Raw genomic sequence first — 19,175 nt, 5'->3', positions numbered from 1 at the left:
GCGCCTGTTCCGTGGTAGAATTCATTAACCGGGTTGAGACCCGGTTTTTTTATGTGACGGCTGTGCCGTTGTGTTGAGGTAGGCCATGCATTCTGAGCTCTGGCACCCGTTGCTGATAGGTTTCTGTCTGATGCTGGTGATGGAAGGGATTATGCCTTTTCTCTATCCACAACGTTGGCGCAATTTGGTACATCAATTGGCTCTGGTGAGTAACCGGGGGCTGCGCATAACAGGTTTTATAAGCATGATGACCGGTGTCATTTTGCTTTATATATTCAACTGATCCACTGTATTTCGGAGAGTTACATGACGTTGGCAGAACGCTGGTTATTACCAGACGGCGTCAAAGAGGTGCTGCCGCCTCAGGCACAGCAGGTTGAGACTGCACGTCGTCGCTTGTTGGATCTTTATGATAGCTGGGGTTATGAGTTGGTCATGACGCCGCTGATAGAACACCTGAACTCACTGTTAGTGGGGGTTGGGAGAGATCTTGAACTGAATACGTTTAAAGTAACGGATCAGCTGACAGGTCGGATGTTGGGTATTCGTGCCGATATCACCCAGCAGGTAGCCCGTATTGATGCGAACCATCTGAGTTTTCAGGGGCCGGTTCGTTTTTGCTATTGCAGTACCATACTGCATACCTTGCCCGCTAATCCGCTGGCGTCTCGTAACCCTCTTCAGGTGGGTGCTGAACTGTTTGGTCATTCCGGTGTAGCCAGTGATGCCGAGATTATCTCGCTGATGGTTGAAACCTTGAATGCGATGCAGGTGAATCAAGAGCTGAGCATCGATCTAGGCCACGTGGGTATCTATCGTGGTTTGATGGGTGAGGCTGCCTTGAGCGCTGATCAAGAAGCTGAATATTTCGAGTTGTTACAGCGTAAAGATCTACCCGAAATCGCACGATTCCTAGCGCATTCAGCGTTAGATGAGCGAATTAAAACCTATTTAGCAGTGTTGCCTACTTTGCATGGTGGGCGTGAAGTACTGCAAAAGGCGCGCGCGTGTTTTGCGGGTGTCGAACAAACCATTATTGATGCGTTGGATTATCTGGGTGCTTTGGCAGACCTGATTTCTCAACGTTACCCGCAGCTGGATCTCTATTTCGATCTGAGTGAGCTGCGAGGTTATAACTATCATACCGGTGTGGTGTTTGCGGCTTATGTTCCGGCATTTGGGCAAGCGGTCGCGAAGGGTGGTCGTTATGATGAGGTCGGGCGTGATTTTGGTCGTGCCCGTCCGGCAACCGGATTTAGTGCTGATTTGAAAACGCTTGTGGGGTTATCGGCGGCGCAGGATAAACCTATACGCAAAGTGGTACGGGTACCGGCTGTTGAAGACTCTGCAGTGCAGGATGTTGTGGCTCAACTGAGAGCTCAGGGAGAGCGTGTTGTTCAGTTGCTGGATGAGACTGTTGTGGAAGATGCGCAGCAGTTCACTCATCAGTTGGTGCTGCAGGATGGAACTTGGGTTCTCGAGAGCCTGTAAATTATTAAGATTGACTAATCGCTAGAGACAACCAATGGGCAAAAACGTAGTTGTTTTAGGAACGCAGTGGGGCGACGAAGGTAAAGGTAAAATCGTCGACCTGTTAACAGATCAGGCAACCGCCGTGGCACGCTTTCAGGGTGGTCACAATGCGGGTCATACGCTGGTAATTGATGGTGAGAAAACAGTTCTTCACCTGATTCCATCCGGTATTCTGCGTGAAAATGTACTGTGTATGATCGGTAACGGTGTTGTGCTTTCTCCAGAAGCGCTGCTGAACGAGATAAATGAACTGGAAGGGCGTGGTGTTCCGGTACGTGAGCGTCTGCGTTTAAGCCCTGCCTGTACGCTGATTCTGCCGTACCATATTGCACTTGATCAGGCGCGTGAACTAGCGCGTGGTGAAGCTAAAATTGGTACAACGGGTCGTGGTATCGGGCCGGCGTATGAAGATAAAGTTGCGCGTCGTGGTTTGCGTTTGGATGATTTGATGAATCCAAAACGCTTTGCTGTGAAGCTGAAAGAAGTGTTGGAATACCATAACTTTGTACTGCAGAACTACTACAAAGTAGATGCGGTCAGCTATGATGAAGTGCTGAAAGAAGCGCTGGAAATGGCTGAAATTATGCGTCCAATGGTAGCTGATGTTACCTCTATTCTGCATGATTACCGTGAACGTGGTGAGAATATCATGTTTGAGGGCGCGCAGGGGTCGCTGCTGGATATCGATCATGGTACCTACCCTTATGTAACCTCATCTAATACAACAGCAGGCGGTACCTCAACGGGTAGTGGTTTTGGTCCGTTGTATCTGGATTATGTGCTGGGTATTACTAAAGCTTATACCACGCGTGTTGGTTCCGGTCCGTTCCCGACTCAGTTGGATTGCGAGATTGGTGAGCGTCTGGCTACCCGCGGTCACGAGTTTGGTGCGACTACAGGTCGTGCGCGTCGTTGTGGTTGGTTTGATGCGGTTGCACTGAAACATGCGATTCGTATCAACTCTGTTTCGGGTATCTGTTTGACTAAACTGGATGTTCTTGATGGTCTAGAAACCATTGATATCTGTGTTGGTTATAAAGATGCACAGGGGAATCTGGTTAATTCCCTCAGTGGCAGTGAAGATTATGAAGCGGTTGAGCCGGTTTATGAAACAATGCCTGGCTGGACGGAATCTACTCTAGGGGCTAAGACGCTCGAGGAGTTGCCTGCGGCTGCGGTTGCTTATATTAAGCGCCTTGAAGAGTTGACTGGTGCGCCGATCGATATTATTTCAACTGGTCCTGATCGGTTAGAAACGATTGTCCTGCGTCACCCGTTCGATGCTTAATTGCTATTTATAGTTGGCCGATAGTAGGCAGAAAAATCCCAGCGTCGGCTGGGATTTTTTGTATCTAGTGTTTGCTATTTTTGGGTATAAAAAAAACCGAGCAAAGCTCGGCTTTTTAGCATTAGGTAGAGCTTAAATGATCATTTAAGTTCGTCGTTTAATGCGGGGTGGATAACCTGTAATAATGCTTTCAGCATCTTAGGGTTGCCTGCCACTAGATTGCCAGAGCTCATGTAGTTATTGTTGCCTGTGAAGTCGGATAGTAAACCACCCGCTTCTTGGATCATGAGTGTGCCGGCTTCCATTTCTGACTGTTTTAAGCCAATTTGGAAGAAACCATCCAGTCGGCCCGCGGCTGTATAGGCAAGATTCAGTGCAGGTGAGCCACCGCTGTGAATACGGCCGTTTTCCAGTGATATATTCTTGAAAATCTGCTGGAAGCTATCGAGCTGGGCTTTGTCGCTGCTGCGGCCAAAGAAACCACTGCCAATGAGCGCGTTATCTAGCAGCTTGCGGTTGCTGACGCGCAGGCGTTTGCCGTTTAGTTGAACGCCTCGGCCACGGCTAGCGGTAAACTCTTCACTCGTTATAGGATTGAGGATGATCGCGTGTTCTAGTTTTCCTCGCTGATGGCAGGCAATGCTTAGGGCAAAGACTGGCAGCGCGTTGGAAAAGTTGGAAATGCTGTCAATCGGATTAACTGACCATATAACATCACAAACCCGATCTTCAGGTTTATGTGTGCCGGTATATTCACAGTTGATCTGATGATCGGGGTACGCCTTATGGATCGTATTAACGATAGTGCGTTCAGCTTGCTTGCAGGTGTCTTCGATATATTCGATAACACTTGATTGTTCTGATTTGATCAAATCGAGTCGTTCAATTGAACGGGAGATTTGTTCACCTGCGACGCGCGCTCCGCGCAGGGCGATATTAACCATCGGTTGCATCTGTAAATACCAGTAAGGGAACCAAAACGCGCATTATACAAAACAGTTGCCACATAAAGAACAGTCCATGATTAATAGTTGCAAAATATCTGCTAAAATATGGGCCTTTTTTGTAATGGCGGGTTAAAGATGCTGGAAAATATCCGAATCGTGCTGGTTAACACGACCCATCCTGGCAATATCGGTGGTGTGGCCCGGGCGATGAAAAATATGGGGTTGTCCGATCTTTGCCTGATTGAGCCGAGGTTGTTTCCTCATCGGGATGCTGATGCTCGGGCCGCGGGTGCTGATGATATTCTCAAGAATGCTTCTGTAGTGGAGAGTCTTGATGATGCGCTGGCTGATTGTCATTTAGTTGTGGGTACCAGTGCGCGTAGTCGTACTATTCCTTGGCCGCTGGTGAATCCGCGAGAACTAGCGGCAATTGTTTCGCCGCTACCGGTGACAACCCGTGTTGCTATTGTGTTTGGCCGGGAAGATCGTGGCTTGACTAATGAGGAGTTGCAGCGTTGTCATCAGCATGTGCATATTCCCGTTAATGAACAGTTTAGCTCGTTAAATCTTGCCGCTGCCGTGCAGGTGATTACCTATGAGATGCGCATGGCTAAAGAAGTTGATGTAAGCGATGCCAAGCCGCGCTGGGGTACGGAGTGGGATGTTGATCTTGCTGAAGGGCGTGAGCTTGAAATGCTGTTCGATCATTTTGAACAAGCGTTAACGGATATTGATTTTCTCGATCCAGAAAAACCACGTAATCTGATGCCTCGATTGCAGCGGCTGCTATTGCGGGCAGTGCCTGATAAAATAGAAGTCAATATTTTACGTGGTATGTTAACGGCTATTCAGAAGGGGTGTCGGCGCTAAGCTCTTGGTTTGTAAGCTGGCTTTTTTGTCGGTTATCGCTCTGCCTAATAGTTGACTGTTTTACTGGGTTTAATAGTTGACCAAAATGGTTGGTTATTGCATAATGTAATCAGCTTCGTTGAAGCATCAAGAATGACGGAGAGATTGCAAATGCGATTAACGACAAAAGGCCGCTATGCGGTGACAGCAATGCTCGACCTGGCAATTCATGCCGGCAATGGGCCTGTAAGTCTGGCCGATATATCAGAGCGGCAGGGCATTTCCCTGTCATACCTTGAACAATTATTTGCTAAGTTACGCCGTAATGAACTGGTCCGCAGTGTGCGCGGCCCCGGTGGTGGCTATCAGCTCAATCGTGAGCAGCAGGGTATTAATGTTGCTCAGGTAATTGACGCGGTGAATGAGTCAGTCGATGCAACAGGTTGTGGGCATACGGGTAGTTGTCAGGACGGCAGTATCTGTCTGACACACCATTTGTGGTGCGACTTAAGTAGCCAGATTCATGATTTTTTAAGCCAGATAACGCTGGCTGACCTGATGGAAAGAAAAGATGTTCGCACCGTCGCTAAGCGGCAGGATCGAGAGCACTTATCTTCATTTGAAGATTCACTTATTTCCGCAAAAGTAACGGCCTGAGAGACGGTTCAGGTTTTTGGAGAAGCATAGACAATGAAATTACCAATCTACTTTGATTATTCCGCTACTACACCTGTAGATCCCCGGGTTGCAGAGAAGATGATTGAGTGTCTAACGATGGACGGTAATTTTGGTAATCCGGCATCTCGTTCGCATGCTTACGGCTGGAAAGCTGAAGAAGCAGTTGAAACGGCGCGTCGTCAGGTTGCTGATTTATTAAATGCCGATCCACGCGAGATTGTCTGGACCTCCGGTGCTACCGAGTCTGATAATCTAGCAATTAAAGGTGTTGCGCATTTCTATCAGAAGAAGGGTAAGCACATTATCACCTCTAAGATTGAGCATAAGGCGGTACTTGATACTTGTCGCCAATTAGAGCGTGAAGGTTTTGAAGTAACTTATCTGGATCCAGATAAAGAAGGCATTATTCAGCCTGAAGCTATTGCTGCAGCGCTGCGTGACGATACAATTTTAGTATCTGTTATGCATGTTAATAATGAAATCGGCGTGATCAACGACATCGCGGCTATCGGTGAAATTACCCGAGCTAACGGTGTATTGTTACATGTTGATGCGGCCCAGAGTGCCGGCAAAGTTGATATCGATGTTGTGGCGATGAAAGTCGACCTGATCTCTCTTTCTGCCCATAAAATGTACGGTCCAAAAGGCATGGGCGCACTTTATGTTCGTCGTAAGCCTCGTGTACGTCTGGAAGCGCAGATGCATGGTGGTGGTCATGAGCGTGGTATGCGTTCCGGTACGCTGGCGACTCATCAGATTGTTGGTATGGGTGAAGCTGCTGCGATTGCAAAGGCTGAGATGCATGAAGAGATCGAACGTATTGGTGCTCTGAAGAGGCGTTTCTGGGATGGTCTTTCTGATATGGAAGAGATCTACCTGAATGGTTCTCGTGATCAGCGTTACATTGGTAATATGAACGTTAGCTTCAACTTTGTTGAGGGTGAGTCATTATTGATGTCGCTTAAAGATCTTGCGGTTTCGTCTGGATCTGCCTGTACTTCTGCTAGCTTGGAGCCCTCATATGTGCTGCGAGCGTTAGGGTTAAATGATGAGATGGCGCATAGTTCTATTCGTTTCTCAATTGGTCGTTTTACGACAGAAGAAGATATTGATCGGGCTGTCGTTGAAATTCGTACAGCCGTAGGTAAGCTCCGTGAATTATCGCCTTTGTGGGATATGTATAAAGACGGTGTGGATTTAAGCAAAGTTGAATGGGTCCATCACTAGTCTTAACTAGGTGGATACTGCTTTAGGAGGTCGTTATGGCTTATAGTGAACAGGTTATCGATCATTACGAGAATCCTCGTAATGTCGGCAAAATGAATGATCAAGACGATAACATCGGTACTGGTATGGTGGGTGCACCTGCTTGTGGTGACGTGATGCGCCTGCAGATTAAAGTCAGTGACGACGGCGTTATCGAAGATGCAAAATTTAAGACCTACGGTTGTGGTTCAGCGATCGCTTCTAGCTCACTCGTTACCGAGTGGGTGAAAGGCATGACTTTGGATCAAGCCCAGGAACTTAAAAATACGACAATCGCAGAAGAGTTGGCGTTGCCGCCGGTTAAAATTCACTGCTCTGTTTTGGCAGAGGATGCGATTAAAGCGGCTGTTGCTGACTATAAAGAGAAGCAGGCGAAGAAGTAATAACGGAGCCTTAGGCTCAATGGAGTAAACGGATTCATGGCAATTTCAATGACACCGGCTGCGTCTGATCATATTGGCAAATATCTGAAAGGGCGTGGCCACGGGTTTGGTATTCGTCTTGGGGTGCGCACGTCGGGCTGCTCTGGCATGGCTTATGTGCTGGAGTTTGTTGATGATATTCAGGAAGAAGATCAGGTGTTTGAATCGGACGGTGTTAAAGTTGTAATTGATCCTAAGAGTCTTCTCTATCTTGACGGAACCGAGTTAGACTTTGTTAAAGAGGGTCTTAACGAAGGGTTTAAGTTTAATAACCCTAACGTCAAAAATGAGTGTGGTTGTGGCGAAAGCTTTAATATTTGATGCATCATTGGTTTAAGTCGCTGACAACCACTCTTTTTCACCTGCTGGTTATATGATGGATATTACCCAGAACTATTTCGAATTTTTAGCTCTGCCGGTGACGTATCAGCTGGATCTGCAAGCTTTATCTGAACGAAGCCGGGAGTTGCAAAAGACGCTGCACCCGGATCGTTTCTCTCACCTGTCCGACAGAGAGCGTAGGCTTTCTGTTCAATATACGGCATACCTCAATGAAGCGGTCGCGACGCTTAAAAATCCTTTGTCGCGCGCTCAGTATCTGTTGAAATTAGAAGGGATTGATACCTTCTCTGAATCTCAGGTACAGCTTGATCCCATGTTTCTTATGCAGCAGATGGAGTTGCGCGAGTCGCTAGAGGATATCGCCAGTGCATCGGATCCGGACGCTGATATTGAGCGGCTCCGGCAGACGGTAGAGCAGGAGATGAAGTCACTGCGTGAACAGTTTGATAGTTACTATCAACAATCGACGCCTTCAGCCCATGAAGCCGCAGCCGTCTGTGTCAGAAAGATGCAGTTTATTGATAAGCTGGGCCGTGAGATTGAAGTTTTGGAAGATCAACTTTTCGACGAATAAATAAATATGGCGTTATTGCAGATTGCAGAACCGGGACAAAGTCCTGAGCCTCACAAGCGTAAGCTGGCGGTGGGCATTGATTTAGGTACGACTAATTCACTGGTTGCGGCTGTTCGCAGTGGCGAATCAACAACATTATCTGATGAGGGCGGCAGTCACTTATTGCCCTCTGTTGTCCGTTATACGGAACAGGGCGTGGTGGTTGGCCAAGCGGCATTGGCAAAAGCCTCGGTCGATCCTTTCAATACGATTGTGTCAGTAAAACGACTAATGGGTCGTGGTATTACGGATCTGAAAGGCTTGCAGGGCGAAGCGGTTTACCGTTTCAGCGAGCGCGAGGGGGGGATGCCGTATTTGCAGACGGTCGCCGGGGATAAAAGCCCTGTTGAGATCTCTGCGGAAATTTTAAAGACTTTGAAGGCCCGGGCACGCGCAACCTTAGAAGGCGAGCTTGAGGGAGCGGTTATTACCGTGCCGGCCTATTTTGATGATGCACAGCGTCAGGCAACCAAAGATGCGGCACAGTTGGCGGGCATTAAAGTGCTACGCTTGCTCAATGAGCCAACGGCGGCTGCGGTTGCCTATGGTTTAGATCAAGCGGCTGAGGGGGTTATTGCTGTTTATGATCTCGGTGGCGGTACCTTCGATATCTCTATTTTGCGCCTTAATAAAGGTGTGTTTGAGGTGCTGGCGACCGGTGGCGATAGCGCTTTGGGTGGTGATGATTTTGATCTCTCCTTAGCGCAGTGGTTTCTCGAACAGTTGGGCGGCAAAGAAGTGGTTGCCGGTGAGTCACGTTACCTCACCGAGAAAGCCCGTTGGGTTAAAGAACAGTTGACCGAACATGCAACGGTTAATGTTGATTTGGATCATGCGGGTCAGAAAGTCAGCCTAGAGGTCTCTCGGGCGTTATTTGATAGTCTCGTTGAACCGCTGATCAATAAGACTATCCGGGCTTGTCGCCGATCCTTAAGGGATGCAGGTGTCGAGCTTGATGAAGTTCAAGATGTGGTCATGGTCGGTGGTAGTACGCGGGTTCCGGTAGTGCGTACTCGGGTCGAGCAGTTTTTCCAGCGTGCTCCCCGCATTGATATCGATCCCGATCGTGTCGTGGCGGTTGGTGCCGCCATTCAAGCGGATGTCTTAGCGGGTAATAAGCCTGATAGCGAAATGTTGCTGCTGGATGTGTTGCCATTGTCGCTGGGTCTGGAAACCATGGGGGGCTTGGCGGAAAAAGTTATCCACCGCAACACTTCGATTCCGGTGGCCCGGGCGCAGGAGTTTACCACCTATCAAGACGGCCAAACGGCGATGATGATTCATGTGGTGCAAGGTGAGCGAGAACTGGTATCTGATTGTCGCTCGCTGGCTCAATTTGTGCTCCGTGGTATTCCGCCAATGGCGGCCGGCGCGGCGAAGATTCGGGTAACATTTCAAGTTGATGCTGATGGTCTTCTGGGGGTGTCGGCTAAAGAGTTATCCACCGGGGTTGAAAGTGAAATTCAGGTGAAGCCCTCCTATGGGCTGGATGATAACGAGATTGCTGATATGCTGAAGGCCTCTTATAGCTTCGCTGAAGAGGATATGGTGTTGCGCAACCTGCGTGAACAGCAGGTTGAAGCGGATCGACTACTGTCGTCGCTTGAGCAGGCGATGCAAACTGACGGCAATGCGTTATTGACGGCTGAAGAAGTGGCGCATTTGCGTGAGCAGATGGGACTTTTACAGACGTTACGTGACGGCTCTGATGCGGGCTTGATTGAGCAGGGCGTCAAGGTGCTATCTCAGGCCAGTGATTTTTTTGCTGCGCGACGGATGGATCAAAGCATTAAAAACGCTCTTAAAGGGCATAGTATTGACGAGATTGAGGGGAATTCCTGATGCCGCAAATTATTTTTCTGCCCCACGATGAACTTTGCCCTGAGGGTAAGGTGATTGAGGCCGAAGTAGGCGAGTCAATTTGTGATGCTGCGTTGCGCGAAGGTATCGAGATTGAGCACGCTTGTGAAAAATCCTGTGCTTGTACCACTTGTCACGTCATTGTACGTGAAGGGTTTAATACCCTAGAAGAGTCAGACGAGCTCGAAGACGATATGCTGGATAAAGCATGGGGGCTTGAGCCGGAATCTCGTTTGAGTTGTCAGGCTTTGGTTGGCGATGATGATCTGGTGGTTGAAATTCCTAGGTATACCATTAACCAAGTGTCTGAACGGCACTGATTATTAAGTTATAGGCGTGATCGGAGATAGTTATGAAGTGGGTAGATGTTTACGATATCGCAATTGACCTTGATGAGACGTATCCCGATACAGACCCGCTGACGGTGAGTTTTCCTGATCTGTATGAGTGGGTGATGGCGTTGGAGGGTTTTGACGATGACCCTGATCGGTGCGGTGAGAAAGTACTGGAAGGGATTCAGATGGCCTGGATTGAAGAGCGTCAGTAGATGATATTTAAATAGCCCGCATTAGCGGGCTTTTTCGTGGGCACTGATGCTGTTCAGTTAGCATCGGTTAGCGTATAATTGCGCGTTTCATTTTTCTGGCATCCCTGCGACTTTGGTCTGCTGGCCGCCAACTGCCCTGAACTTTTATACAAAGGATTAATAGCACATGGCTATCGAACGTACTTTTTCTATCATTAAGCCTGATGCCGTTGCAAAAAACGTTATTGGTAAAATCGTTTCTCGTTTCGAGTCTAACGGTCTGAAAATCGTTGAAATGCAGCTTAAGCAACTGACTCGTGAAGAAGCTGAAGGTTTCTATGCAGAGCACAAAGAACGTCCTTTCTTTGCTGATCTGGTTGAATTCATGACTTCTGGTCCTGTTGTTGTTCAGGTACTTGAAGGCGAAAACGCAATTGCGTTAAACCGTGAGCTGATGGGTGCGACTAACCCACAAGAAGCGGCTGAAGGAACTATCCGTCGTGACTTCGCTGAGTCTATTGATGCGAATGCAGTACACGGTTCTGATTCACCTGCTTCTGCAGAACGCGAGATCGCTTACTTCTTTGCTAAGTAAGTTGTCCCTGCGGGCCGCTATTCGGCGGCCCGTCATTTCATGAACGTTGAGGTCAATATGACTGAATCCACCCGTAAAATTAACCTGCTCGGATACTCTCCTAAAAAATTGGAAGAGTTTTTTGTGAGTATCGGCGAAAAGCCTTTTCGGTCGACCCAGGTGCTGAAATGGATTCATCAATTTGGTGCCAGCAGCTTTGATGAAATGACTAACATCAGTAAGTCATTGAGGCAGAAACTGAGCGAAGTCTCCGAAATTCGTGAGCCTGATATACTGGTGCAGAATATTTCTAAAGATGGCACCCGTAAATGGGTCATTCAGCTAGATGGCGGTTCCGCTGTTGAGATGGTGCTGATCCCCGATAATGGCCGTGCGACTCTGTGTATCTCATCACAGATTGGCTGCTCGTTAGACTGCAGCTTCTGTTCGACGGGTAAGCAGGGGTTTAACCGCAACCTCAGTGCCGCCGAAATTATTGGTCAGGTCAGGGTTGCGATCCGCTCATTTGGGCCTTTTGATCCCTCCGGTGACCGCCGGGTGACCAATGTAGTGTTCATGGGAATGGGCGAGCCATTGATGAACTTCGACAATGTGGTCGATGGTATTCATCTGATGATGGACGATAATGCTTATGGGTTGTCGAAGCGGCGTGTTACGTTAAGCACCGCCGGTGTTGTACCGCAAATTGATAAGCTCAGTCAGGTGACTGATGTATCCTTGGCGATCTCGTTGCATGCGCCTACCGATGAGTTGCGTGATCAACTTGTACCGATCAATAAGCGTTACCCGATTGCCGAATTGGTTGATGCCTGTAACCGTTATATGGCGAGTTTGAAAGATAAGCGTGTTATAACAGTTGAATATACCTTGATTGCAGGTATTAATGACCATCCAAGTCAAGCGAAGCAGCTAGTTAAGTTGTTAAAACGTTTACCCTGCAAGCTAAACCTAATACCATTTAATCCGTTCCCTAATTCAGACTATCGTCGTCCGTCTGAAGATGCGATCCAAGCGTTTAAGATGGTGTTGGTCAAAGCGGGTGTTATTACCACGGTGCGAAGAACCCGAGGTGATGATGTCGATGCGGCATGTGGACAGTTGGTTGGACAGGTTATGGACCGTACCCGACGTAGTGAAAAATATATACCGCTAAAAGATGCCAGTGGGGTGCAGCAGGAACCACCTCGTTAATCAACTAAAGGTGATATAAATCTCGCCAGGAGTGAATAAGATTGAAAGGTTATCTGATATTACTGATTAGTCTATTGATTACTGGTTGCGCGGGACAGGATGTCACGACGACAGAGCAGGGTATTCCTCAAGCGGTTCAAGCTTATAACTCTTTGGGGATGCAATATCTGCGTAGAGGTGACACGCCTAATGCCAAGTTGGCATTTCAGCGCTCCGTGGTAATCGATCCGGATTCCGCTCAAGCATATAACGGCTTGGCCATGGTGTTTCAGTTAGAAGAAGACACGCAGTTGGCTGAAAGTTACTTTAAGAAAGCGATTGATGTCGAGCCTGACAGCGCCATGATGCACAATAATTATGGTGCTTTTTTGTTTAGTCTTAAGCGCTATCCGCAAGCCTGTAAAGAGCTTGCTCGTGCGACGGAAGATCCTTTTTATAATCAGCGTAGTCAGGCATTTGAGAACCTTGGTCGATGTTATCTATTGATTGATCGCTTAGATGCCGCTGAACATGCCTTTAAACGTAGTCTCACACTGACACCCAACCGTCCGCTAGCCATACTGCAATTAGCAGATGTGATGATTAAGAAGGGTAGTGTCGACGAGGCTGTTAGTTTGTTCGATCAGTTTAGCACGATGGTGAACGATAAACGGGTTCAGCATAGTGCTCAGAGTCTATGGCTAGGGGTACAAATATCCCGGCTGAAGAATAGTGGCATTGATGCTGCGACCTATGGTCTGATCCTGAAAAACATGTATCCGGATTCAGAAGAGTATCGGCAGTATAAGGAGTCTACTCCGTGAGTAATGAGCAGTTACTGAGTCACGAAACTGAAGAGCATGGTAAGGCCTTTCCGGCAGCTGAGTTTGCTGCCGCAAGAGAGCAGCAAGGGCTAACGAAAAATGATGTTGCCCGGGAACTAAGACTGTCAGAAAAATATATTGATTCACTTGAACGCGGGGCGTTCGATGAGCTGCCTAGCATGGTGTTTGCGCGGGGCTATGTACAATCCTATACCAAACTGCTGAAGTTGGATGTTAATCGCTACTTGGCGCTGTTTGATAACTTATACGGCCGCGCGAGTGCCGGTAATGCGCCGCAGTTTCGTATAAGTCCCGGAGTACAGTCGACCGCCAAACTGGGTGATCCAGTGATTAAATGGTCGGCTTGGGTATTTGTGCTAGCGATTGTTGCGGCCACCGTTTGGTGGTGGAAAATACAGCAGGGTACCGATTTAGCGGTATCGTTCTCTCCAGCAACGGAGTCGGTGGAGGTTGAATCGGTCGATGGCAGCACTCTGATTGTTCCGTCAGGTATTTCTCACCGGGATGAACTGCAGACTCTTGTGCAGCCAGAAATTAATTTAGTCAGCCAAGACTCTGAAGACGGTGCGATAACAGAACTTACCTCTGAGAGTGAAGCCACCGAGGCTGAGGCGGCTGATACTCCTGCGGTAGCGTCTGATGAGGCCGAAGTGCAGGCAGAAACTGCATCACAGCCGGTTGATACGGGTGATGTATCGCTGCGTATTACGTTTAACGATGAATGCTGGGTGAGTGTTGAAGACCACACCGGTAAAGTACTTGAAATGCGGGTTAAGCCAGCGGGTAGCGAGTTAAGTGTTTCTGGGGAAGCACCGCTCAAACTGCTGTTGGGGCGTGTTGAAGCGGTCGATAATGTGTTTCTTAATGGCTCGCCAATAGAGTTTAATCGTGATAGTCGTTCAGGTGTGGTGCGGTTGACGCTGCCACAAAGTGAATAAAGTTTTAACAGATTAGGTAATGAACATTGGCCAAGATTAACGCCATACGTGGAATGAATGACATCCTGCCAGACCAGACACCGGTGTGGCAGTTTCTTGAATCGACAGTCAAATCAGTGCTCGGTACTTATGGATATACAGAGATCCGTATGCCGATTGTTGAACAGACGGACCTCTTTAAGCGCTCTATCGGTGAAGTAACCGATATTGTTGAGAAAGAGATGTATACCTTTGAAGACCGTAATGGCGAAAGCCTCACGTTGCGGCCTGAGGGTACGGCGAGCTGTGTACGCGCGGGCGAAGAGCATGGCCTGTTATTCAATCAAGCTCAGCGGCTCTGGTATCAGGGGCCGATGTTCCGCTATGAAAAACCTCAAAAAGGCCGTTATCGCCAGTTTCATCAAATCGGTATTGAAACCTTTGGTATGGCCAATGCAGATATTGACGCTGAAGTGATTATGCTGAGTGCGCGTCTCTGGAAAGCGCTGGGCATTGCTGATGCTGTCACGTTGCAGCTTAATTCACTGGGAAGCAATGTCGCCCGGGCTGAATATAAAGAAGCCCTAGTTGCCTATTTGTCAGCACGGAAAGATCAACTGGATGAAGATAGTCAGCGCCGCCTAAGCAGTAATCCATTACGGATTCTGGATAGTAAAGATGCTAACACGCAGGCGTTGTTGAATGATGCGCCTTCGCTCGTTGACTATATCGATGATGAGTCCCGAGAACATTTTTCTGAACTATGTAACATGCTCGACCAAGCGGGTATTGCTTATGAGCTGAACCCCCGCCTAGTTCGTGGCCTTGATTACTACTGCAAAACGGTTTTTGAATGGGTTACCGATAAGTTGGGTGCTCAAGGAACAGTCTGTGCTGGTGGGCGTTATGACGGCCTGGTTAAACAGTTGGGCGGTCGTCCGACACCGGCTGTTGGTTTTGCTATGGGCGTTGAACGCCTGATTCTGTTGCTAGAAACGCTAAATGTTATTCCTGATGATGTTAAGCAACCATTTGATCTTTATTTGGCGGCTGAGCATAAAGGCTTGCAGACCTCATTGATGGTGTTAGCTGAGCAATTAAGAAATGATGTCCCTGGTATGCGAATTAGAGTGCACTGTGCAGGCTTGAAAAATATCAGCAGCAAAGCGCGTCAGACGGGGGCTCCTTGGGTGGTGCTGGTGCGTGAAGAAAACGCGTCCTTGATGGCAAACCTGTGGTATAACTCTGAACCAACCTATGATGTTCAGGTCAACAACCTGAGCGGCTTGCTGCAACAACAGCAACAGGCATAATAATTAAATTGAGAAAGGCGATTAGGAGCAAGCTGTGTCAGATATGCGCACCGAAGAAGAACAGGTTGAAGCATTAAAGAATTGGTGGAAAGAGAACGGTAAATCACTGTTACTCGGTATCGCTTTGACCCTAGCTGTCGTATTTGGCTGGAAAGGTTGGCAGAACAACCAGCAGGTGACGGCTGAAAACGCAGCAGTGGTCTATCAGAATCTGGTGCAAGCGGTGGCGTTAGCTAGCGCGCCGCAAGCAACTGAAGATCAGCGTACAACGGCGACGCATCTGGCTAAATCTCTCAAAGAGGAATTTGGTGATACGGCTTACGCTCGATTTGGGGCTTTGTTTAGTGCCCGTCTTTATGTTGGCAGCGGTGATTATTCCGCCGCATTGAGTGAGCTTGATTGGGTGCTGGCTCAGGCTCCTGATGATGTTATGAAAACTGTCGCCTCGATGCGTAAAGCGCGTGTGATGGCGGCTATGGGCGATGTAGAGCAGGCAGTTGCGCTATTGGAAGGCCTTAAAACACCAAGTTTTAGTGTCAGCATTGCTGAATTGAAAGGTGATCTCTATCGCCAACTAGGTAACCTTGATAAAGCGCGTAACGCATATCAAGCCGCTGTCGCTGATGCCCCTCAGGGTACGCGCCCACTTCTTAATCTGAAGTTAGACAGTCTGGCCGTAAAAGGAAGCTAACTGATGAAACAACAATTGTGTCGTGTGTTATTGCTGGCCACCTGTACTTTGACAATCTCAGCGTGCGGTTGGTGGGGTGGTGAGGTAGAGATTGAGCCTGCTGAACTGGTTGATTTTGAGGCTGAGAAAAAGGTTGATGTCCTGTGGAGTAAATCTGTAGGGGCCGGCTTGGGTGAGAAATTTAACAAACTGAGCTTGGCGATTAATGGCGATGTTGTTTATGCCACCGATATCGAAGGCAGTGTATTTGCATTTGATCGCAAGGATGGCCATTCGCTTTGGAGTACAGAGCTAGAAGCGCCGATTGTTGGTGGCGTTGGTGTTGGGCCTAATCATGTTGCTGTTGCGACAGAAAGCGGTGAAGTGGTGATGCTGAGCGCTGATGATGGTACAGAAATGTGGCGTCAGCAGATGAGTAGTGAAACCCTCAGTCCTGTGCAGATGAATACGGATATGGCGGTCGCACAGCTACAAAATGGCAAGCTGGTTGCGATGAACATCAGTACCGGGGAACGGCTCTGGACCTATGATAGCCAGATTCCTCGTCTGACCTTGCGCGGTACGAGTGCGCCTATCGTAGCGGCCAACGTTACTATCGCGGGTTTTGCTAATGGTAAAATGGTTGCTGTTCGCAATGATTCCGGTGTGGAATTATGGGAACGCCGAGTCACGGTGCCTGAGGGCAAAACGGAACTTGAGCGGCTTATCGATATTGATTCACGGCCTCTCTATATTGACGGGGTGATCTATATTGTTAGTTATCAGGGTAAGCTAGTTGCGGTCAGTGCATCCGATGCGCAAATTCTCTGGTCACAAACGGCATCCAGCTATCAGAGTCTGGCAGCGGGCTTTGGTAATATCTATGTGAGTCAGGCGAATGGTTTTATCGAAGCTTTTGATCAGCGTAGCAGTGCGAGTGTATGGCGCCAGGCGGCACTTGAAAATCGTCAGACGACCTCACCAGCGGTACTAGGTACTACGGTTGTAGTCGGTGATTATGAGGGCTATGTGCACTTTATGTCTCAGGTTGATGGACACTTCGTTGCTCGCTATCGGGCTGACTCTGATGGTTTGCGTGGCGATATGGTTGTTGTAGATGATGTGCTGTATGTATTGGGTAACGGTGGGCGCTTGGTGGCGTTGCAGTTAAACTAGTCATAGCGTTTTTGATTCGGCGGTTATCTGTTAAGTCAGATAGCCGCTATTTTGTTTTAGATGAATACGTTTTTTAAACATTGGTAATAAAAATATGCTTCCGGTAATTGCACTCGTCGGCCGACCAAATGTAGGTAAGTCGACACTGTTTAACAGACTGACAAAAAGTCGCGACGCTCTTGTCGCTGACTATTCCGGTCTGACTCGTGACCGGAAGTATGGTGAAGGCCGTCTGGGTGATCGGGATTATATTGTGGTTGATACCGGCGGTATTTCCGGGGACGAAGACGGTATCGACTATAAGATGGCTGAACAGTCATTGCTAGCGATTGAAGAAGCTGACATTGTTTTGTTTTTGGTGGACGGTCGTGCCGGCCTTAATCCTGCTGATGAAATGATTGCAGATCATTTGCGTCGATCGGAAAAAGAAAGCTACCTCATTGTTAATAAGACCGATGGTCTTGATCCTGATGTGGCGATGTCTGACTTTTATGGTTTAGGTTTGTCAGAACCTTTACCTATTGCCGCATCGCATGGTCGTGGTGTGACTCAATTGGTTGAGTATGTGCTGTCTGAAATTCCGTTGCGTGATGAGTCCGCAGAGGAAGAAGAGCGTCAGCGACAGAAGAAAATAGCGATTATTGGTCGGCCTAACGTGGGCAAGTCAACGCTGGTCAACCGTATCTTAGGTGAAGACCGGGTGGTTGTTTTCGATCAGGCGGGAACCACACGGGATAGCGTGTATATTCCTTTTGAGCGAGACGGCGAGCCCTATACCTTGATTGATACTGCTGGTATTCGTCGACGTAAGAATGTGACTGAAGCAGTGGAAAAGTTTTCTATTATTAAGACGCTGCGTGCGATCAATGATGCCAATGTCGTTGTTTTGGTGATTGATGCGCGAGAAGGTGTATCTGATCAAGATCTGCATCTGCTTGGGTATGTGCTTGATGCCGGGCGTTCTTTGGTGATTGCTATTAATAAATGGGATGGCATGACCGGGGAAGAAAAAGAGGAAGTGCGTGAACAGCTGCGTCGTCGTCTTGAGTTTGTTTCTTTTGCGCGGATGCATTTTATCTCGGCATTACACGGCAGTGGCGTGGGTAACCTATTTGTGTCAGTCGATGAAGCCTATGGCTTTGCTATGACAAAGTGGGCGACCAATAAACTAACACGATTATTGGAAGATATTGTTGCTGATCACCAGCCGCCGATGGTGAATGGTAATCGGATTAAGTTGCGTTATGCGCACCAAGGTGGGTCTAATCCACCGATTATCGTTATTCATGGTAATCAAACAAGCTCATTGCCGGGCTCTTATAAGCGCTATCTGGAAAATAAATTTACCAAAGTGCTTGGTATTAAAGGCACACCGCTACGGTTTGAGTTTAAGAGTAGCGACAATCCCTTTAAGGATAAGAAAAACGAACTAAGTAAGCGGCAAGTGATGAAAAAGCTACGCCAGAAGTTGCATAACGACAAGCAGAAAAAGAAAGGCAGAAAGAAATAAGGCCAGCCATATAGCACTTGAATAGAAAATATAGATTAGTCGTTACTAAGTACAAACCACAAAAACCGCCGTCAGGCGGTTTTTGCGTTCATGTAGGAACTTCTTCTAGGGGCGATGAGTTAAAAAGGCTGAAATTTAACAATATGGGCCAAGGGGTTTGTATATTCTTGTGGAAGCCTCTTCCAAAGGCGATAGCTTTAGACTGTTGTCTCGTTGAATTGCATGATCTAGCTCTCTAGCAGGGTCTATCTATATAAACAGGAGGCTGCCGCTAAAAATCCGACCTTTTTCACAAAATCTTAACTTTTTCGTGCTGGTCCTGTTGACTCATTGGCTGTGCGGTGTAGAATGCGCCTCCTCGCTTGAGACAGCCACCGGAAACGGTCACTGAAACAGGTTGAGCTGTTCGATTAACCCATTGAAAGCACGGCGTTTAACGCAAGCTTTTAACAGCGGAAAGTTGAACAGGAAGTCGCCGACTTCGTTTGAGGATTTGTTAAAAATTCTTAAACAAAATGGTTGACTTCATCAGGGTGTTGAGTAGAATACGCACCTCGCTTGAGACGGCGAAAGCGAACAGCTTTCGCAAAGTGGCTGAAGAATTCAGTCTGCATTTTCAAGCAACGCTCTTTAACAGATAGATCAGATAATTCGT

Annotated in this window: 21 protein-coding genes; 20 read left to right on the top strand and 1 reads right to left on the bottom strand. The window is 47.9% G+C overall.

The features are described 5' to 3' along the window. Positions 1-85 precede the first annotated feature (85 nt). Genes ACN0T0_RS08350 through ACN0T0_RS08340 form a run of 3 tightly spaced genes read left to right on the top strand, consistent with a single transcriptional unit; the run spans position 86 to position 2,821 of the window. A complete protein-coding gene (locus ACN0T0_RS08350; protein WP_417225025.1) occupies positions 86-283 on the top strand; it encodes a DUF2065 domain-containing protein in 198 nt (65 codons plus the stop codon). A 23-nt stretch (positions 284-306) separates the two neighbouring features. Beyond that, positions 307-1,491, top strand: coding sequence for an ATP phosphoribosyltransferase regulatory subunit (locus ACN0T0_RS08345; protein WP_417225023.1), 1,185 nt, complete (start codon positions 307-309; stop codon positions 1,489-1,491). A 34-nt stretch (positions 1,492-1,525) separates the two neighbouring features. Then, the gene (locus tag ACN0T0_RS08340) at positions 1,526-2,821 is read left to right on the top strand and encodes an adenylosuccinate synthase (protein WP_417225021.1); all 1,296 of its coding nucleotides are present in this window, start codon (positions 1,526-1,528) and stop codon (positions 2,819-2,821) included. 140 nt (positions 2,822-2,961) lie between these two features. On the opposite strand, the gene ACN0T0_RS08335 is transcribed toward ACN0T0_RS08340, so the two are convergent. Further along, the gene (locus ACN0T0_RS08335) at positions 2,962-3,774 is read right to left on the bottom strand and encodes an inositol monophosphatase family protein (RefSeq protein ID WP_417225019.1); all 813 of its coding nucleotides are present in this window, start codon (positions 3,772-3,774) and stop codon (positions 2,962-2,964) included. Between the two features lie 129 nt (positions 3,775-3,903). On the opposite strand from ACN0T0_RS08335, the gene ACN0T0_RS08330 reads away from it, so the two are divergent. The 17 genes from ACN0T0_RS08330 to der all read left to right on the top strand — a co-directional run bounded on the left by ACN0T0_RS08330 (position 3,904) and on the right by der (position 18,520). Then, positions 3,904-4,638, top strand: coding sequence for an RNA methyltransferase (locus tag ACN0T0_RS08330; protein WP_417225017.1), 735 nt, complete (start codon positions 3,904-3,906; stop codon positions 4,636-4,638). 150 nt (positions 4,639-4,788) lie between these two features. Further along, positions 4,789-5,274: a Fe-S cluster assembly transcriptional regulator IscR gene (iscR, locus tag ACN0T0_RS08325; RefSeq protein WP_417225015.1), complete on the top strand. Its 486-nt coding sequence runs from the start codon at positions 4,789-4,791 to the stop codon at positions 5,272-5,274. Between the two features lie 33 nt (positions 5,275-5,307). Next, on the top strand, positions 5,308-6,522 hold the full coding sequence (locus ACN0T0_RS08320) for an IscS subfamily cysteine desulfurase (RefSeq protein ID WP_417225013.1): 1,215 nt from the start codon (positions 5,308-5,310) through the stop codon (positions 6,520-6,522). Between the two features lie 35 nt (positions 6,523-6,557). Beyond that, the gene (gene iscU / locus ACN0T0_RS08315) at positions 6,558-6,944 is read left to right on the top strand and encodes a Fe-S cluster assembly scaffold IscU (RefSeq protein WP_126157641.1); all 387 of its coding nucleotides are present in this window, start codon (positions 6,558-6,560) and stop codon (positions 6,942-6,944) included. Between the two features lie 36 nt (positions 6,945-6,980). Then, a complete protein-coding gene (gene iscA, locus ACN0T0_RS08310) occupies positions 6,981-7,304 on the top strand; it encodes an iron-sulfur cluster assembly protein IscA (RefSeq protein WP_215953614.1) in 324 nt (107 codons plus the stop codon). A gap of 55 nt (positions 7,305-7,359) precedes the next feature. After that, positions 7,360-7,899, top strand: coding sequence for a Fe-S protein assembly co-chaperone HscB (gene hscB, locus ACN0T0_RS08305; protein WP_215953613.1), 540 nt, complete (start codon positions 7,360-7,362; stop codon positions 7,897-7,899). 6 nt (positions 7,900-7,905) lie between these two features. Beyond that, on the top strand, positions 7,906-9,780 hold the full coding sequence (gene hscA / locus ACN0T0_RS08300) for a Fe-S protein assembly chaperone HscA (protein ID WP_417225011.1): 1,875 nt from the start codon (positions 7,906-7,908) through the stop codon (positions 9,778-9,780). After that, positions 9,780-10,118, top strand: a complete 339-nt coding sequence (gene fdx, locus ACN0T0_RS08295) for an ISC system 2Fe-2S type ferredoxin (RefSeq protein WP_417225009.1) — start codon at positions 9,780-9,782, stop codon at positions 10,116-10,118. The genes hscA and fdx overlap by 1 nt, the downstream gene beginning before the upstream one ends. A gap of 32 nt (positions 10,119-10,150) precedes the next feature. Continuing rightward, on the top strand, positions 10,151-10,345 hold the full coding sequence (iscX, locus tag ACN0T0_RS08290; RefSeq protein ID WP_417225007.1) for a Fe-S cluster assembly protein IscX: 195 nt from the start codon (positions 10,151-10,153) through the stop codon (positions 10,343-10,345). Positions 10,346-10,511: 166 nt separating this feature from the next. After that, on the top strand, positions 10,512-10,919 hold the full coding sequence (ndk, locus tag ACN0T0_RS08285; RefSeq protein ID WP_417225005.1) for a nucleoside-diphosphate kinase: 408 nt from the start codon (positions 10,512-10,514) through the stop codon (positions 10,917-10,919). Positions 10,920-10,976: 57 nt separating this feature from the next. Continuing rightward, positions 10,977-12,110: a 23S rRNA (adenine(2503)-C(2))-methyltransferase RlmN gene (gene rlmN / locus ACN0T0_RS08280; RefSeq protein ID WP_215953608.1), complete on the top strand. Its 1,134-nt coding sequence runs from the start codon at positions 10,977-10,979 to the stop codon at positions 12,108-12,110. Positions 12,111-12,151: 41 nt separating this feature from the next. Continuing rightward, positions 12,152-12,913 carry a type IV pilus biogenesis/stability protein PilW gene (gene pilW, locus ACN0T0_RS08275; protein WP_417225003.1) on the top strand — a complete coding sequence of 254 codons (762 nt, stop codon included), beginning with the start codon at positions 12,152-12,154 and terminating at the stop codon, positions 12,911-12,913. Beyond that, positions 12,910-13,872, top strand: coding sequence for a RodZ domain-containing protein (locus ACN0T0_RS08270; RefSeq protein WP_417225001.1), 963 nt, complete (start codon positions 12,910-12,912; stop codon positions 13,870-13,872). Before pilW ends, ACN0T0_RS08270 begins: the two co-directional genes overlap by 4 nt. A gap of 53 nt (positions 13,873-13,925) precedes the next feature. Then, positions 13,926-15,164: a histidine--tRNA ligase gene (gene hisS, locus ACN0T0_RS08265; RefSeq protein ID WP_417225294.1), complete on the top strand. Its 1,239-nt coding sequence runs from the start codon at positions 13,926-13,928 to the stop codon at positions 15,162-15,164. A gap of 43 nt (positions 15,165-15,207) precedes the next feature. Continuing rightward, entirely contained in the window at positions 15,208-15,855 is a 648-nt protein-coding gene (locus ACN0T0_RS08260) for a YfgM family protein (protein WP_417225292.1), read from the top strand. 3 nt (positions 15,856-15,858) lie between these two features. Then, entirely contained in the window at positions 15,859-17,010 is a 1,152-nt protein-coding gene (gene bamB / locus ACN0T0_RS08255) for an outer membrane protein assembly factor BamB (protein ID WP_417224999.1), read from the top strand. Between the two features lie 94 nt (positions 17,011-17,104). Beyond that, on the top strand, positions 17,105-18,520 hold the full coding sequence (gene der / locus ACN0T0_RS08250) for a ribosome biogenesis GTPase Der (protein ID WP_417224997.1): 1,416 nt from the start codon (positions 17,105-17,107) through the stop codon (positions 18,518-18,520). Positions 18,521-19,175: the final 655 nt, after the last annotated feature.

The sequence above is a fragment of the Amphritea sp. genome, from assembly GCF_048266285.1.
Lineage (GTDB): Bacteria > Pseudomonadota > Gammaproteobacteria > Pseudomonadales > Balneatricaceae > Amphritea.
Note: the sequence above shows the minus strand (reverse complement) of the source record. Positions and strands in the feature narration are given on the sequence as shown.

What these genes read in the sequence shown, in the direction of transcription:
- ACN0T0_RS08350 (WP_417225025.1), top strand. Translation starts at nt 86, where the DNA reads ATGCATTCTGAGCTCTGGCACCCGTTGCTGATAGGTTTCTGTCTGATG.
- ACN0T0_RS08345 (WP_417225023.1), top strand. Translation starts at nt 307, where the DNA reads ATGACGTTGGCAGAACGCTGGTTATTACCAGACGGCGTCAAAGAGGTG.
- ACN0T0_RS08340 (WP_417225021.1), top strand. Translation starts at nt 1,526, where the DNA reads ATGGGCAAAAACGTAGTTGTTTTAGGAACGCAGTGGGGCGACGAAGGT.
- ACN0T0_RS08335 (WP_417225019.1), bottom strand. Translation starts at nt 3,774, where the DNA reads ATGCAACCGATGGTTAATATCGCCCTGCGCGGAGCGCGCGTCGCAGGT.
- ACN0T0_RS08330 (WP_417225017.1), top strand. Translation starts at nt 3,904, where the DNA reads ATGCTGGAAAATATCCGAATCGTGCTGGTTAACACGACCCATCCTGGC.
- iscR (WP_417225015.1), top strand. Translation starts at nt 4,789, where the DNA reads ATGCGATTAACGACAAAAGGCCGCTATGCGGTGACAGCAATGCTCGAC.
- ACN0T0_RS08320 (WP_417225013.1), top strand. Translation starts at nt 5,308, where the DNA reads ATGAAATTACCAATCTACTTTGATTATTCCGCTACTACACCTGTAGAT.
- iscU (WP_126157641.1), top strand. Translation starts at nt 6,558, where the DNA reads ATGGCTTATAGTGAACAGGTTATCGATCATTACGAGAATCCTCGTAAT.
- iscA (WP_215953614.1), top strand. Translation starts at nt 6,981, where the DNA reads ATGGCAATTTCAATGACACCGGCTGCGTCTGATCATATTGGCAAATAT.
- hscB (WP_215953613.1), top strand. Translation starts at nt 7,360, where the DNA reads ATGGATATTACCCAGAACTATTTCGAATTTTTAGCTCTGCCGGTGACG.
- hscA (WP_417225011.1), top strand. Translation starts at nt 7,906, where the DNA reads ATGGCGTTATTGCAGATTGCAGAACCGGGACAAAGTCCTGAGCCTCAC.
- fdx (WP_417225009.1), top strand. Translation starts at nt 9,780, where the DNA reads ATGCCGCAAATTATTTTTCTGCCCCACGATGAACTTTGCCCTGAGGGT.
- iscX (WP_417225007.1), top strand. Translation starts at nt 10,151, where the DNA reads ATGAAGTGGGTAGATGTTTACGATATCGCAATTGACCTTGATGAGACG.
- ndk (WP_417225005.1), top strand. Translation starts at nt 10,512, where the DNA reads ATGGCTATCGAACGTACTTTTTCTATCATTAAGCCTGATGCCGTTGCA.
- rlmN (WP_215953608.1), top strand. Translation starts at nt 10,977, where the DNA reads ATGACTGAATCCACCCGTAAAATTAACCTGCTCGGATACTCTCCTAAA.
- hisS (WP_417225294.1), top strand. Translation starts at nt 13,926, where the DNA reads ATGAATGACATCCTGCCAGACCAGACACCGGTGTGGCAGTTTCTTGAA.
- ACN0T0_RS08260 (WP_417225292.1), top strand. Translation starts at nt 15,208, where the DNA reads ATGCGCACCGAAGAAGAACAGGTTGAAGCATTAAAGAATTGGTGGAAA.
- bamB (WP_417224999.1), top strand. Translation starts at nt 15,859, where the DNA reads ATGAAACAACAATTGTGTCGTGTGTTATTGCTGGCCACCTGTACTTTG.
- der (WP_417224997.1), top strand. Translation starts at nt 17,105, where the DNA reads ATGCTTCCGGTAATTGCACTCGTCGGCCGACCAAATGTAGGTAAGTCG.